Origin of the sequence: Thermobifida fusca YX (assembly GCF_000012405.1) — a bacterium.
Lineage (GTDB): Bacteria > Actinomycetota > Actinomycetes > Streptosporangiales > Streptosporangiaceae > Thermobifida > Thermobifida fusca.
Genome location: NC_007333.1, coordinates 88,355 through 102,911 on the forward strand (window position 1 = coordinate 88,355; position 14,557 = coordinate 102,911).

Annotated in this window: 12 protein-coding genes; 7 read left to right on the top strand and 5 right to left on the bottom strand. The window is 68.5% G+C overall.

The features are described 5' to 3' along the window. Positions 1 to 103: 103 nt before the first annotated feature. The 3 genes from TFU_RS00340 to TFU_RS00350 form a co-directional block, all read right to left on the bottom strand. On the bottom strand, positions 104 to 520 hold the full coding sequence (locus TFU_RS00340) for a hypothetical protein (protein WP_016187989.1): 417 nt from the start codon (positions 518 to 520) through the stop codon (positions 104 to 106). Between the two features lie 1,528 nt (positions 521 to 2,048). Beyond that, on the bottom strand, positions 2,049 to 2,609 hold the full coding sequence (locus tag TFU_RS00345; protein ID WP_011290518.1) for a bacterial proteasome activator family protein: 561 nt from the start codon (positions 2,607 to 2,609) through the stop codon (positions 2,049 to 2,051). Positions 2,610 to 2,672: 63 nt separating this feature from the next. Next, complete coding sequence (locus tag TFU_RS00350; RefSeq protein WP_011290519.1) at positions 2,673 to 3,659, bottom strand: NAD(P)H-quinone oxidoreductase; 987 nt, start codon at positions 3,657 to 3,659, stop codon at positions 2,673 to 2,675. Positions 3,660 to 3,890: 231 nt separating this feature from the next. Here TFU_RS00350 and TFU_RS00355 point away from each other — a divergent pair, with 231 nt between their 5' ends. From TFU_RS00355 to TFU_RS00385, 7 genes are all read left to right on the top strand, one after another. Continuing rightward, on the top strand, positions 3,891 to 5,750 hold the full coding sequence (locus TFU_RS00355; RefSeq protein ID WP_011290520.1) for a MinD/ParA family ATP-binding protein: 1,860 nt from the start codon (positions 3,891 to 3,893) through the stop codon (positions 5,748 to 5,750). Between the two features lie 292 nt (positions 5,751 to 6,042). Next, entirely contained in the window at positions 6,043 to 7,227 is a 1,185-nt protein-coding gene (locus tag TFU_RS00360) for a substrate-binding domain-containing protein (protein WP_011290521.1), read from the top strand. 4 nt (positions 7,228 to 7,231) lie between these two features. Next, a complete protein-coding gene (locus TFU_RS00365) occupies positions 7,232 to 8,002 on the top strand; it encodes an ABC transporter ATP-binding protein (RefSeq protein ID WP_016187991.1) in 771 nt (256 codons plus the stop codon). Next, entirely contained in the window at positions 7,999 to 8,745 is a 747-nt protein-coding gene (locus TFU_RS00370) for an ABC transporter ATP-binding protein (RefSeq protein ID WP_011290523.1), read from the top strand. Before TFU_RS00365 ends, TFU_RS00370 begins: the two co-directional genes overlap by 4 nt. Beyond that, entirely contained in the window at positions 8,742 to 9,638 is an 897-nt protein-coding gene (locus TFU_RS00375; protein ID WP_011290524.1) for a branched-chain amino acid ABC transporter permease, read from the top strand. Before TFU_RS00370 ends, TFU_RS00375 begins: the two co-directional genes overlap by 4 nt. Continuing rightward, positions 9,635 to 10,759 carry a branched-chain amino acid ABC transporter permease gene (locus tag TFU_RS00380; RefSeq protein WP_011290525.1) on the top strand — a complete coding sequence of 375 codons (1,125 nt, stop codon included), beginning with the start codon at positions 9,635 to 9,637 and terminating at the stop codon, positions 10,757 to 10,759. The genes TFU_RS00375 and TFU_RS00380 overlap by 4 nt, the downstream gene beginning before the upstream one ends. Before the next feature lie 144 nt (positions 10,760 to 10,903). Then, the gene (locus tag TFU_RS00385) at positions 10,904 to 11,779 is read left to right on the top strand and encodes an alpha/beta fold hydrolase (RefSeq protein ID WP_011290526.1); all 876 of its coding nucleotides are present in this window, start codon (positions 10,904 to 10,906) and stop codon (positions 11,777 to 11,779) included. Here the strand turns inward: TFU_RS00385 and TFU_RS00390 are convergent. Both TFU_RS00390 and TFU_RS00395 read right to left on the bottom strand, forming a co-directional pair. After that, a complete protein-coding gene (locus TFU_RS00390) occupies positions 11,711 to 13,657 on the bottom strand; it encodes a helix-turn-helix domain-containing protein (protein ID WP_011290527.1) in 1,947 nt (648 codons plus the stop codon). The two genes, TFU_RS00385 and TFU_RS00390, sit on opposite strands and share 69 nt — an antisense overlap. After that, positions 13,642 to 14,457 carry a 3-hydroxybutyrate dehydrogenase gene (locus TFU_RS00395; protein ID WP_011290528.1) on the bottom strand — a complete coding sequence of 272 codons (816 nt, stop codon included), beginning with the start codon at positions 14,455 to 14,457 and terminating at the stop codon, positions 13,642 to 13,644. The genes TFU_RS00390 and TFU_RS00395 overlap by 16 nt, the downstream gene beginning before the upstream one ends. Positions 14,458 to 14,557 lie beyond the last annotated feature (100 nt).

Below are 14,557 nucleotides of genomic sequence, written 5' to 3' on the forward strand. Positions count from 1 at the left end.
GCTCCCGCGGGGCCGCCTTGTGCGGTGAAGGATGAGGGCAGTGCTCACCGCTGCGGGAATCCGGGCAGGCAGTGCCAGTGCTGCCCCTGTGGGCGTCCCGCGGTTACTGCAGGCTGGGGAGGGCGCGCAGCACGTCCAGGGAGACTGCGATCCGTTCCCGGGCTGCTGCGGGCACCGTCCCGCCGACAGGGTCTTCGGCTGTTCCGCCCCACCGGCGCAGGATCTGCAGCGGGCGGAGTCCTTCACGCTCGCTGTGCGCGATCCGGTCGGCCCAGAAGCGTGCTGCGGGTTCTTCGGCGGTATCCAGTGCGAGGAATCCGACGGCGTCGTCGGTTTCTGTTGCCCACAGGAAGCCCAGCAGTGCTCCCTTGCGGACTACGGGGAGGTAGCGGATCAGCGCCGTGGACGTGGGAGTGTGGCGTGGCGCGGTGTCCGGGGAGGTGGGCGGGGGGATCGAGGCGGGGGATGCTCCGTCGGGGTGCGCGGTCAGATCGTCCACCGGTTCCGTCTCTTTCGTCATTTGTGCTGGAAGTCCGCTCGTGGCGTGCGGCCACGCTGCCTCCACTCGACCTCGCGCACCTCCCGTCCTGGTGGGGTGTCGGGTGGATCGCCGTGGCTGCTCCTTCCTCACCAGCGACAACGACAAATTTCACTTAATGGTGAGGATGCGGTTTTCTGTGATGGTTTTCGGAACTTCGGACATTACCACGTCTGCCGACATTGAATTACTGTGCAGGACATAAGGGGCAAATTCTGCCATATCAGACAGAGGTCTGATGTGTCCTATCATCTCTTGGGCCCCTGCAATCCACTCTCGGCGGAGCCGGGATTCCCTCTGGGCGCTCAGGAGGAGAATTCCGCTGAGGCCAAGGCCTTCCCTAGAACGAATCCATCATCCGGTCATCCTAGGAAAACAATTCTGAACAGATGGCGGTGAATCTTCATTTTCGTGAGGGAGTGGCAGGTGCTAACGCGAAAAGAATTCTGAGAAAACGAAAACATCTTTCATTTTCTCGGTGGTGGTCAGCACAAAGGCCACGGGCGGGACCGCTTACTGCGGTCCCGCCCGTGGCCTTCTCCCCCCTTATCTTCCCCCCGGGAGACAGGTCAGGAATCTCGGACTTTAAGCCGTCAGCAGCGACTTACCGGGATGCTTCCGTGCTCAGCAACCACGCCCGCGTCAAGGGCCGTCATGCCTGCGAAACCCCCTGTCGTGGGCTGCAGGGAGAGCGCAGCCGAGTGCGCCCTCCCTATCCTGCGCCGCGGCCTACCTGGGACAGCGACCACATCCCCATGGCCCCGGGCAGCCCGCAGTGTGGGGGACCCCGCTGCCACCCCGAGGCCGCCAGCCACGGCTCCCCCGCTTGCCTGCTGGCTGAGCGGCCACGGTGGTGAACCCCCACGTAAGGCCAGCGCACCGCAGTAGCCCCCGAGTAGAAAACCCTGGCTGGAGGCTTCCCCTGCGGTATTCGCCACCCTTTCCTCGTCACCGGAATCCGTGCCACACGAGTCCCCGATAAGCCCGGCTGCCGGGATACCCCCCTCCTTGCCCGGCGTGCCATCGGGAGAAACGGCGAGATGCGCGGCCTTTCGATGGAAGAAATCCGCCATCCACCTCACCTCTCCTCTTGTGTCGGGGACACCGCTGCCGATTTACGGCAATGGTGCTCGACTCCGGTGATAGGAGCAGTGAAATTCTAAAAATGAACCATCCCCCTTCGCAGGGGATTCGCGCATATTCCCACCGTCTTGAACAAAAAAATTCGGGCTTTGCGTGCAAAGCCCCCTAAACGATCAGTGGTGAACACGCCGGATCGGATAGCGGACGAGTCCTAAATCCTGAATCGGACTGACAGAAACTGGGGAAGGTGTTCCTCGGCCCGGGACCCCGTCGCAGCCCCGAAAAAAAGACACACGGTCCCGCCCGCCGACTCCGCAGTCCCCGACACACAACACGGCTCGGGAAGGCGGGATGACACCCTCCGCCCCCGAGCCGTCTCACTGATCCATGGCAGCGGGCCGCGGCCCAGCCCCAGGTATGCGCCGACCTACAGGTACGGTCCCGAGCTGCCCTGCACCCGACCCTGCTGGGCGTGCTCGCCCTCCCCCTGCTGCTGCAGCGCAGAAGGCAGCGCCCGGCGCATGTTCTCCAACTGGGCGCGCGCCGCCATCTGCTGGGCGAACAGTGTCGTCTGAATACCGTGGAAGAGACCCTCCAACCAGCCCACGAGCTGAGCCTGAGCGATCCGCAACTCGGCCTCGCTCGGCGTCTCCTCGTCGGTGAACGGCAAAGACAGCCGCTCCAGCTCCTCCACCAGTTCCGGAGCGAGCCCGTCCTCCAGCTCCTTGATCGAGCTGGCGTGGATCTCCTTCAACCTGACCCGGCTCGCCTCGTCCAAGGGGGCGGCCTTGACCTCCTCCAGCAGCTGCCGGATCATGCTGCCGATCCGCATGACCTTGGCAGGCTGCTCCACCATCTCGGTGACCGGACGCCCCTCCGACTCCTCCTTCTCCTCCTCATTCGAGGGCGCAGGGGGCACGGCGGCCGGGCCGCTCGGCCCCAGAATCAGCACCTGGGGCTGCTCTTCCTGACTGGGTCCGTTGTTCATCGCATCTCCCACCTTGCGGCTGTTGACGTTGGAGACACTACGCCGATTTCGCGGTGAGTGTTATTAATTGGTAACAAGCAGAATCTTTCCGACATGCTCGCTGGCTTCCAGGACACGGTGCGCTTCGGCGGCCTGGCTGAGTGGCAGTACCCGGTCCACGACCGGCCGGATCTCCCCTCTCTCGACCAGCGGCCATACCCGCTCTGTTACCTGCGCGACGATCGCGGCCTTCTCCTCCAACGGGCGCGACCGCAGCGTCGCGGCGTGCACAGACAGCCGTTTGATCAGCATCCGCCCCAAGTCGAGCTCTGCTCTGCGCCCGCCCATCAAACCGATGACGACCAGCCGTCCGCCCACCGCAAGTGAACGGAGATTAGCCTCCAGGTAGCTGCCGCCCATGATGTCGAGCACCACGTCGACGCCGCGGCCGCCGGTCTCTTCCCGCACCCGCGCAGCAAAGTCCTCGGAACGGTAGTTGATCGCCACATCCGCACCGAGCTCCCGGCAGCGGGCAAGTTTCGCTTCGCTTCCCGCGGTGGTCAGCACGCGGGCGCCGAACGCGCGGGCCGCCTGGATCGCGAAGGTGCCGATCCCGCTGGCGCCGCCGTGCACCAGCAGAGCCTCGCCTTCACGCAGCTGGGCGGTCATGAACACGTTGGCCCACACCGTGCAGGCAACCTCGGGCAGGGCTGCGGCCTCGACCAGGCCGACCCCTTTGGGGACCGGCAGCAACTGGCCGACAGGAACCGCTACCCGCTCGGCGTAACCGCCGCCGCTCAGCAGCGCGCACACCTCGTCGCCCACCCGGTAACCAGAGTCTTCAGTGCCGGGGCCGAACGCAATGATGCGGCCGGAGCATTCCAGCCCCAGGTATTCCGGGGCGCCCGGAGGCGGCGGGTAGTTGCCTTCCCGCTGGCTGATGTCGCCTCGGTTGACCGCTGTTGCCGCAACCTCGACGAGGACTTCTCCCGGCCCGGGCTGGGGGTCGGGGACCTCCTGCCAGACCAGATTCTCCGGACCGCCGGGGGCACTGACGACTATCGCTCGCATGGAATCCACGCTACCCACCCCGTCGCGGGCGGGGCAGACCCGTCAAACAATGCCGAGATGCGGCTTTCGCTCCCTTCTCATCTCATGACCACTAGTTCTATCGTTGATGACCGAGTGCCCGACGAACCCGGAGACGGCGCGACTCGCCGAGCGCACCGTCTTTCGACTATGAAATAGCCAAATACCACGCATACCCAGTACGGTCTGCGGAATGTCCTGAGGAGTGGCGCGGTGTCCTACGAAGAGCACGACGGTTCCGAACACTTCGGTGCTCGTTCGCCGCGCTCGCGATACGAGGATCCCGCGGTCGACACCGAGCTAGGGGAGGACCGCTACGAGGGAGCCGACGAGTGGTTCGGCGACGACGATTTCGACTTGGACCTTGCCCCTCCCCCACCCTATGCCCAAAAACTGAGCCCTGAACCGGCTCCGACCACCTCATCTCCCCCCGAGCCTGCCCCGTTCGCGGACCAGTCCTCCGGCGACAGCCACGGTCCCGGCCGGCTGGCGCCGCCCGGTCCGCTCGCCCAGCCGCAGCCTTCCCCACCGCGGCAGTTCGACGGGCCTGCGCCGGCAGCCCCGTCGCCTGACCTGCCGCCGGACCCGCTCCCTACCGTGTCGTCCCCGGACTTGTTCCGGGCCGACGCCACCCGGGGCGGACCGGAAACAGGACCGCCGTCCCCCGCCGTGCCCGATGCGAGCGGCCCCGGCAGCGAAGCCCACTCCCCGGAATCCTCGGCGCCGAAGGCGGATGACTCGCCCGCCGAATCGGTGCGGTCGCGCTTCGGCCGTAACCGGCCGCAGCTCCGCCAGTTGCTGGAAGAAGCCCAGCAGCGGTCCGCTCCCCCGCCGCCCCCGCCCGAGGACGTTCCCGAGCCGGAACCGCTTCCCCCGCTGGACTTCTCCGGGGCATTGACCACTCCCCCGCCGGGCCCGGCCCCGACGACGCCCCCGCCTGCCGCCCCAGCCTGGCGTGACCCTCACCCGCCGCGCCGGGAAGACACGCCGCCTCCACCAGTCCACGACCCGCGGACCACGGACCCGGAGACCCCGCGGTCTACGGCAGCGTCGCCCACGCCTTCCAGGCCCGCGCCCGCGAAGACACCCCCGTGGTTGTCCTCCCCGTCGCAGGGGAACAGCGCCACCGGTCCCGCGACGTTCGCCCCGCCCGTGGTCACCCCGGGCCGGGAGTGGAGCGGCGGCTACCGTCCCGGCGCGGTCACCGGGTGGCGGCGGGCCGTGCGGTCGATCACCTTCGGCCTCATCAACCCGGGGAACTCGCGGGCGGAACGCCGCCGCCAGGAGATGATCGCCCGAGCCTGCACCCATGTGGTGGGCGGCCACCACCGGGTTGCGGTGCTCTCCCTCAAAGGCGGGGTCGGCAAGACCACGACGACCGCTGCCCTCGGATCCATGCTGGCGTCCCTGCGTGGCGACCGCGTACTCGCCATTGACGCCAACCCGGACCGGGGCACCCTGTCGGACAAACTCCACTTGGAGACTCCCACCACGATCCGGGACCTGCTCAACGAGAAGGACACGATCTCCCGGTACGCCGACATCCGCGCGTTCACGTCCCAGGCCCCGTCCCGGCTGGAAGTGCTCGCCTCAGACCAGGATCCTGCCGTCTCCGAAGCGCTCAGCGAATACGACTACCGTGAGGTCGCCCGGATCGTCGAGCACTTCTACTCGATCACGCTCACCGACTGCGGCACCGGGCTGCTGCACTCGGCGATGCGGGGCGTGCTTGGCCTGGCCGACCAGATCATCGTGGTCTCCACCCCGTCGGTGGACGGAGCGCGCAGCGCGTCCGCCACACTCGACTGGTTAGACGCCCACGACTACGGGTCACTGGTGCGGGGCGCGGTCGTGGTGATGTCCATGGTGCGCCGCAACAGCAAGTCCAACGTGGACTTGCAGCGGTTGGAGGAGCATTTCGCGTCCCGATGCCGCGCCGTAGTGCGCGTGCCGTGGGATCCGCACCTGGATGAGGGCGCCGAAATCTACTTGGACCGGCTGCAGCCGAGCACCCACGACGCCTACCTGGAACTGGCCGCCACCGTGGGGGAGGCGTTCGCCTGGCCGCGGTGACCGCCGCGGGGCTGGCGTGCCTTAGGCAATAGGGAAGAACACGGAGCAGCGTCGCGCACCAACACACCGTGTCGGTGCGCATCAGCATGCCCGCGCGTATGCCCGCTTTTCCTCCGGGGTGCGGCGCCGTGTGCGGCTCCTCCGATAGGGGTTGAAGACACCGATTCGCGGTCCAATATGTGCCACAGCAACATGTGAATCACATCACTTCTTCTCTACCTTCGGTGGCACACCCCTGATCCTGCCGTCCCCACCGCCGCCCGCAGGGTGGCGGGGACACCTGGAGGAGACCATGCGTTATCCCCCTTACGCACCTTTCGCAGCCGCGCTCTGCGCCGGTGCTCTCGTCCTCACCGCCTGCGGCAGCCCGGAGAGCGCCGCCACAGGCGACGCTGACGGCCCCATCAAAATCGGCCTCGTCTACTCCATGAGCGGGCCGCTCGCCACCTACGGCGAGCAGTACTACCAGGGCTTCGAAGCCGGACTCGAATACGCCACCGGCGGCACCATGGAAGTCGACGGCCGGCCCATCGAAGTCACCACCCGGGATGACGCTGGCGACCCCACCAAGGCGGTGTCCGCGGCCCGGGAACTCATCGGCGAAGGCTACGACATCATCGCCGGGTCCACCGCGTCCGGCGTGGCCGTCCAAGTCGCCCCGCTCGCCGAACAGAACAAGGTGCTGTTCATCTCTGGACCGGCCGCCACCGACGCCATCACCGGCATCAACGACTACACGTTCCGTTCCGGCCGCCAGACCTACCAGGACATTCTCGCCGCGGGTTCTTTCATGGACGACCCCGAAGGCAAGAACGTCATCGTCTTCGCCCAGCAGAACGCGTTCGGCCAGGACAACGTGGACGCGGTCACCACCGTCCTCGAAGCCCAGGGCGCCACCGTGGACAGTGTCCTCGCCCCGCCTGACACCACCGACCTGACCCCGTTCGCGGAACAGGTCCGCCAAGCCGACCCTGACCTGCTGTTCGTGGCGTGGGCGGGGGAGACCGCCTCCGCCATGTGGAAGGCCCTCAACCAGCAGGGGGTCCTCGACGCCACCGAGGTCGTCACCGGACTGGACATCAAAGCGTCCTACCCGGTGTTCGGCGAAGCTGAAGGCAAGATCTCCTTCCTCTCCCACTACTTCGACGGGGCCGCGCAGACCGAAGCCGAGCAGATGATGCGCGAATTCGTCGAAGACAACGGCGGTGAAGTGGACCTGTTCACCCCCGACGGGTTCACCGCCGCGCAGATGATCGTGCACGCCATCTCTGAAGGCGACACCACCGAGGAGCGGATCAAAGCCCTGGAAGGCTGGACCTTCGAAGGCGTGAAAGGCACCCTGACCATCCGGGCGGAAGACCACGCGCTCCTCCAGCCCATGTACCAGGTGCGGTTGGTCGGCAGCGGCGCAGACGCTGTCCCCGAACTGATCGCGGAAATCCCTGCCGCCGACGTGGAACCCCCAGTCGCGGAGTGACGTGATGACCTCCCCCACCCCCTCTCCACCAGCCCCGGTCCTGGTCCTCAACGACCTGAGCTGGTCGGTTGGCGGCGCCGTCATCGTGGACGGCGTGTCCATGACCGTCTCCGACGGTGAATTCCTCGCCGTCATCGGCCCCAACGGAGCCGGGAAAACCTCGCTGTTCAACCTGGTGTCCGGGCTGACCCGGCCCACCCGCGGCACCGTGGAACTGCTGGGGACCGACATCACCCGGCTCCCGCCGCACCGGAGGGCCCGCCTGGGCCTGGGCCGCACCTTCCAGACCTCCAGCGTCTTCGCTGACCTGTCCGTTGGCGCGAACGTCGGTCTAGCGGTCCAGGCCCGGTTGGGGGAGTCGCGCCGCTTCTGGCAGCGCGCCACCCCCGTGACCGGGCCCGAGATTAGCCGGGTTTTGGACCTGGTCCGGCTCTCCCACCGGGCCGACGCACTCGCCGGAGACCTGTCCCACGGCGACAAACGCAAGCTCGAACTCGCGCTGCTGCTGGCCCGCGAACCCCGCGTCATCCTGCTCGACGAACCCATGGCCGGGGTGAGCGCGGGGGAGATCGGTGAACTCGTCGACGTCATCCGCACCGTGCACCGCGAACAAGGCTGCACGGTGCTCATGGTCGAACACCACATGGAGGTGCTGCTCGATATGGCCGACCGCCTGGCCGTCATGCACCACGGCGCGCTCCTCGCCCTGGCCGACCCGGACACCGCCATGGCGGACTCGCGGGTCCAAGCCGCCTACCTTGGGGATGCGCTGTGACCGCCGCCGAGCCGCTGGTGGACGTCGCCGATGTGCACGTGTGGATCGAGGGCTCCCACATCCTGCAAGGGGTGTCGTTCACCGTTGCTGACCACGGGGTCACTTCGCTGCTCGGCCGTAACGGGGTCGGCAAGACCACGACCGTCAAAGCGATTCTCGGACTGGTGCCGCGCACCGGTCGGATCGTGTTCGCTGGCCGCGACATCACCGCCGACCCCACGCACGCGATCGCCGCGATGGGTATCGGCTATGTGCCGGAAGACCGGGGCGTGTTCGCCGGGCTGACCGTGGCCGAGAACCTGCGGCTGGCGGAGCGGCGCGGGCACACCCCCCGCTACGACCTCGTGCACGACCTTTTCCCCGAGCTGGCGCGGCGCGCCAACCAGCCCGCGGGCACCCTGTCCGGCGGCCAGCAGCAGATGCTCGCCATCGGCCGCGTCCTGCTCAACGACAACCGGCTGCTCATCGTGGACGAGCCCACGAAAGGGCTTGCCCCGCGGGTGGTTGCGGAGGTGGCGGACGCGGTCGCCCGGATCGCGGAAGAAGTGCCGGTGCTGCTTGTCGAGCAGAACTTGGCGCTGGTGCGCCGGGTGGCCGGGCAGGCCGTGGTCGTGGACGCCGGCCGGGTCGTGCACACCGGCAACGTGCTCGACCTGCTGGACGACGCCGAACGCACCCGGGAACTGCTCGGCGTGTCCAAAACCTCCGTTCCCGCACACGGCCAGCCGGGAGGAGCCGCATGAGTACCGTTGTCTTGCTCGTCGTGACCGGGCTCGGGCTCGGCGCGCTCTACTTCCTCATCGCTTCAGGCCTGTCCCTCATCTTCGGCCTGATGGATGTGCTGAACTTCGCGCACGGCGCGTTTTTGACCATCGGCGCCTACGCCACGTGGTGGGCCAGCGTCTATCTGCCTGGCGCAGGCGGGGACGGGGTCGGTTTCCTTGTCGCTGTAGCGTTCGGGGTTGCTGCGGGCACGCTCGCTGCCACCCTCGTCGAACTCGGGGTGATCCGCCCCTTGTACGGGCGGCACCGGGAGCAGATCCTCGTCACTGTCGGACTCAGCTTGGCGGTCCCCGCTCTCGTGCAAGCGATCTGGGGCGCGGACCCGCTGCCGTTCCCCCGCCCGGAGCTCGTCTCCGGCACGGTGACTCTGCTTGGCGCGGCCATTCCCACCGACCGGTTCCTGCTGATCGCGGTTGCTGCCCTGGTCCTCGCCGGGCTGCTGCTGTTCGGAACCCGCACCCGCTACGGCCTGATCGTGCGCGCCGGAGTGGAGGACCGGGCCATGGTCACCGCGCTTGGTATCGACGTGCGCAAGTCCTTCACCTTGGTGTTCGCGATCGGCGGGGCCGCGGCCGCGCTCGCGGGCGCGCTCGGCGGCCTCTACTTCGGGGTGATCACCCCGTTCCAAGGCACGTCCCTGCTGGTCTTCGCGTTCATCGTGGTCGTGATCGGCGGTACCACGTCCACGGTGGGCTGCGCGGTCGCGTCGGTCGCGGTCGGCATGGTCCAGCAGTTCGCCAACTACTACACCGTCGCCGGGCTCGGCGACATCGCCGTGGTGATCGTGCTCGCCGCAGTGCTGTTGACGCGGCAGGGCGGGCTCGCCAAAGCAACCGCCGGGAGGGTGGCATGAACGTCGACACCGACACCAAGCACACAACCGAGGCCCCTGCCGCCCCCGCCGCACCGGTCGCCGAGGCGGTGCGCCGCCCCCGGCGGGTTCCCGCGTGGGTGGCCCCGGCCGTGGTCGCGGTGGTGCTGCTGTCCCTGCCGTTTTCCACGCTGCGGATTCCCGGCCTGTTCGAAGGCACTTTGAACAGCCCGTCCACGCTGCACGTGCTCGCCACCTGCCTTGTCCTGGGCGGGCTCGCCACCAGCTACGACCTGCTGTACGGGCGGGTGGGGCTGCTGTCGTTCGGGCACGCCCTCTACTTTGCGGCCGGCGCCTACCTGGCGGTGCTGCTCATGGGGATTCTGGAGCTGCCGCTGCTGTGGTCGGCGCTGATCGCCGTGGCTTCCGGCACCCTGCTGGCCTTGGTGTTGGGCGCGATCTCGCTGCGTGTCTCCGGCATCGCCCTGGCCATGGTGACCTTGGCGTTCGCGCAGGCCGGGTCGATCCTGGTGGTCCGCGACCCGGGGCGGATGACCGGGGGCGAGGAAGGGCTGTCGCTCAACCCGGACCTGGTGCCGGACGCGTTCATCGGCGTGGTCAACACGGTCAACCTGTACTGGCTGGCTGTCGGCTACGTGGTGGTGGCGCTGGGCGTGGTGTGGTGGCTGAGCGCCACCCCGGTGGGCCGGGTCTGGCAGGGGATTCGCGCCAACGAGCAGCGGGTCTCGGTGCTGGGCGTCAACCCTTACCCGTACAAGCTGGCCGCGTTCACGGTCGCGGGCGCGCTCGCCTCCCTGGGCGGGGTGGTCTACCTGGTCGTGTCCGGCGGGGTCACTCCGGCGATCACCACCGCCGAGTTCACGCTGACCCTGCTGGTGATGGTGTCGCTGGGCGGCGCGGGCACCCGCTGGGGGCCCCTGGTGGGCGCGGTCGTCTACACCTACGTCGACCACCGGCTGCTGCAGTTGGCGGCCTCGGACGTGTTCGACGGTCTGCCCGCGGTGGTGCGCGCCCCGCTGAGCCAGCCGCTGTTCATCCTCGGCACGCTTTTCGTGCTGCTGGTGTTCTTCTTCCCCGGCGGGCTTGCCGCACTGCCTTCCCGGATCCATGCGGCGCTGCGCCGCCGCGCCGCCGCGGCATAGCCGTCCCAAGCCCGGCCCCTGCTGTGCAACCGTCAAGTTCCCTCACCTAGCGGGGGCCGCGGGCCGGTTCCGGGCCGTTCCCTGGCGGGCGTACGGTTCGGAACCGGCCGTCTCGCACCCGGTAACCGTTTGAGGAGTCGTGTCGTGACCGGAACTGAATTCACCGTGGACGTGGCGGGTGGCGCCCTCACCGTCACCCGGTGGGGATCTGCTGAGGCGCTGCCCGTCGTGGCTTTGCACGGCATCACCGCTAACGGGCACTCGTTCGCCCGGGTCGCCGCCGAGCTTCCCGACACGCTGGCGCTGCTCGCCCCCGACCTGCGGGGCCGGGCCCGCAGCGCCCACTTGCCCGGCCCGTACGGGCTGGGGGCGCACGTCGCCGACACGATGGCCTTGTTGGACGCGGTGGGCGTGGACCGCACGGTGCTGGTCGGGCATTCCATGGGTGCGTTCGTGGCCTGCCTGGCTGCGGTCCGCCATCCCGACCGGGTGGCAGGGGTGGTGCTCGTCGACGGCGGGTTCGGGCTGCCTGCCCCGCCGGGAACCGACATCCAGCAGGTGATCGGCCCGGCAATGGCTCGACTGTCGATGACGTTCGCCGACCGGGACACTTACCGTTCTTTCTGGCAGAAGCATCCCGCGTTCGCGGGCCGGTGGAACACGTGGGCCGACACCTATGTGCAACGCGACCTGGTGGGGGACCCCCCGGAGATGCGGTCCAGTTGTGTGGCGGACGCGGTGCGGATCGACGGCGCCCAAGTATTGGAGGATCCGGAAGTGCTGGGGGCGATCCGTGCCCTGCCGTGCCCGGCGTGGCTGATGTGGGCGGCGCGCGGACTCTTGGACGAAACCCCCGGGCTGTACACGGCGGAGCGGCTCGCCGCGTTGGACGGCAGCGGAGTGCAGTTGGTGGAGCTGCCGGACGACAACCACTACACGCCGCTGTTCTCGTCAACCGCGGCCACGGTTGCCGCCCAAATCCACACCGCGGTCCAGCAGACCATGGAGGCGGAGCGCTAGCTGGATCTCCAAGGCCCGGCTGGGCTCCTGCCAGTCGTCGCCGATGAGCTGGGAGATCCGCTCCAACCGCTGGGAGACCGTGTTGACGTGGACGTGCAGCGCGTCTTTGGCGCGCGACAGGTTGCCGCCCGCCGCGAAATAGGCGCGCAGCGTGTCCACGAGCGCGGTCTTCCGGCGGGCGTCGTAGTCCAGCAGCGGGCCCAGGGTGGCGGTGACGAACCCGTCGACGTCCCGGTCGTCACCGAGCAGCAGCCCGAGGAACCCTAGGTCGGTGGGGGCGGCGACTTCCCCGGTGCGACCCAGGGCCTGCAGGGTTTGCAGGCAGCGCAGCGCCTCGGTGAACGAGGACCGGAATCCGGGCAGGGCTTCGACCGGCCCCGCCACCCCCACGGTCACCGGACCGTTGACCGCGACCCCCAGGTCAGCGCCGATACGGCGGCCCACCGTGGTGGGGTCGGTGCCGGGCAGGACGAGCACGACCCGGCCGCCGCGGATCCCGGCGAGCCCGCCCGTGGTTTCAGCGATGTGCATGGCGGCGAGGCGCAGCCGCCCCACATCAGCACCGGGGGATTCCGCGACCGCAACCACGTGGGGGACGGTGAGGTCCGCGCCGAGGCGGGCCGCGCGCTGCCGCAGCGACTCGGGGTCCCGGTCCGGGGTGTCCAAGAGTTCGTCGAGCAGGTCGCCGCGGACCCGGTGCTCCGCTTCGGTTGCGGAACGGCGGATGAGCAGCAGCAGCGCGGTGACGACGGCGGCGCGTTCCAGGATGCGCTGGCCGGTGATGTCGGGTTCGATGCCGCGCAGGACGAGCATGCCGAGCAGTTCACTGCCGGCTGCGGCCGCTGCCACCCACGCATCCCCGGCGCGGGCGGTGCGGCCGCTGTGCAGCGCGGTCTGCACGGCTTCGGCAACGGCAGGGTCCTCGCAGCAGGGCGGGGGAGTGGCGGCCGTGTTGAGGTCGTGGATGCACACTTGGCCGCCGAGGACGTCGCCGACTGCGGCCGCGACTTCTTCGATCCCGCCGCCGCGCAGCACGAGGTCGGTGAGCCGGTCGTGGGCTGCCGCGGCGCGTTCCACGGATTCGGTGTGTTCTTGGAGCCGCTGGTTGACGGTGTTGAGTTCGGCGAGCGCCCGCCGGGTGTCGTCGATGAGGTTGGCGTTGTCGATAGCGATCGCCGCGTGCGTGGCCAGCGAGCTCAACAGGGCTACTTCCGCGTGGGAGAACGGCCGTTCCCGCCGGTTGGCGGCGAACAGGACGCCGATGACACGGCCGTTGAGTTGGAGCGGCACGCCGAGGATCGCGACCAGGCCTTCTTCGCGCACCCCCGCGTCGATGTGCTCGGTGTGCTGGAACCGGGTGTCCGCGAAGTAGTTGGCGGTGACATAGGGGAGGGCGGTCTGGGCGACCAGGCCGCCCAGACCTTCCCCGTGGCCGAGGCGTAGCTGCTGGAAGCGGGCTGAGACGGAACCGGACGTCACCCGCATGTAGGTGTCCCCGCGTTCCGGGTCGCTGAGTGTCAGATAGGCGACGTCGGTGTTGAGGAGGTGGCGGGCCCGGTCCACGATGGCGCGCAGCATCTGGTCGAGGCTGCGCATCCCGGTCAGGTCGTTAGCGGTTTCGAACAGGGCCGTGAGTTCGGATTCGCGGCGCTGCAGGTCGCGGAGGACGGAGCGGACCCGTAGCGCCAGGAGTTTGGCGCGTTCCAACCGGGCCAGGGTTTCCGGGGTGTCCCCGCGGGCACGGGCTTCCAGCAGCGGCCGTTCGTATTCGACCGCGGGAGCGTCGCGCAGCAAAAGTTCCAGGAAGGCCGACTGGGCGTCTACCGCCCACGGGTCGTCTTCGGGGGGAACCGGGGTGTTGTTCAGCTCGCGCTCCATGCTCCATCAATGGTCAGGGAGGCGCCGTTGATGAAAGACGCCTCGGGACAGCACAGGTAGGCCACCATTTCAGCGACTTCGGCGGGTTCGATGAGCCGTTTGATGGGGCTGCGGGCCAGCAGCACGGTTTCCACTACGTCGCTGGCGGGGATCCCGTGGGCGCGCGCCTGGTCGGCGATCTGCTGTTCCACGAGGGGGGTGCGCACGTAGCCGGGGTTGATGCAGTTGGAGGTGACTCCGTGCGGGGCGCCTTCGAGGGCGACGACTTTGGAGAAGCCTTCCAAACCGTGTTTGGCGGCCACGTAGGCGGACTTGTAGGCGGAGGCCCGCAGCCCGTGCACGGAGGAGATGTTGATGATCCGCCCCCAGTTGCGCGCGTACATGTGCGGCAGCGCGGCCCGCACGATCCGGAACGGGGCTTCCAGCATGAGTTTCACCATCATGGAGAAGCGTTCCGGGGGGAATTCGTGGACGGGGCAGACTGTCTGCACTCCAGCGTTGTTGACGACGATGTCGACGCCGCGTGCCACAGTGTCGACCGCGTCCAGGTCGGTGAGGTCTACGTGGTGGGGTTCGCCTATTCCGCGCTGGGCGAGTTCGTCGAGGGCTTCCCGGTTGAGGTCGACGAGGCGGACGGTGGCCCCGGCGGCGGCTAGGCGGGTCGCGCAGGCGCGGCCGATGCCGCTGGCAGCGCCGGTTACGAGAGCGGTCCGGCCGGTGAGGTCCACGTCAACAGAGGTCCCGGCCGCAGCGGAGGTGGGGGGTGCGGCCGTGTCGGGACGAGTGTCATGCGGTGTCATGGGCCTCAATGTAGGTTTTGTGAGGTTCGTCGCTGATATGGGCGGCCACCACAGGGTTGGGCGGTTCTATGTGGCGTTCGGCTATGTGGGGGAGAGCTGT

Excerpts from the sequence above, each read along its gene's own strand:
- TFU_RS00340 (WP_016187989.1), bottom strand. The coding sequence starts at position 520 with ATGACGAAAGAGACGGAACCGGTGGACGATCTGACCGCGCACCCCGAC.
- TFU_RS00345 (WP_011290518.1), bottom strand. The coding sequence starts at position 2,609 with ATGAACAACGGACCCAGTCAGGAAGAGCAGCCCCAGGTGCTGATTCTG.
- TFU_RS00350 (WP_011290519.1), bottom strand. The coding sequence starts at position 3,659 with ATGCGAGCGATAGTCGTCAGTGCCCCCGGCGGTCCGGAGAATCTGGTC.
- TFU_RS00360 (WP_011290521.1), top strand. The coding sequence starts at position 6,043 with ATGCGTTATCCCCCTTACGCACCTTTCGCAGCCGCGCTCTGCGCCGGT.
- TFU_RS00365 (WP_016187991.1), top strand. The coding sequence starts at position 7,232 with ATGACCTCCCCCACCCCCTCTCCACCAGCCCCGGTCCTGGTCCTCAAC.
- TFU_RS00375 (WP_011290524.1), top strand. The coding sequence starts at position 8,742 with ATGAGTACCGTTGTCTTGCTCGTCGTGACCGGGCTCGGGCTCGGCGCG.
- TFU_RS00380 (WP_011290525.1), top strand. The coding sequence starts at position 9,635 with ATGAACGTCGACACCGACACCAAGCACACAACCGAGGCCCCTGCCGCC.
- TFU_RS00390 (WP_011290527.1), bottom strand. The coding sequence starts at position 13,657 with ATGGAGCGCGAGCTGAACAACACCCCGGTTCCCCCCGAAGACGACCCG.
- TFU_RS00395 (WP_011290528.1), bottom strand. The coding sequence starts at position 14,457 with ATGACACCGCATGACACTCGTCCCGACACGGCCGCACCCCCCACCTCC.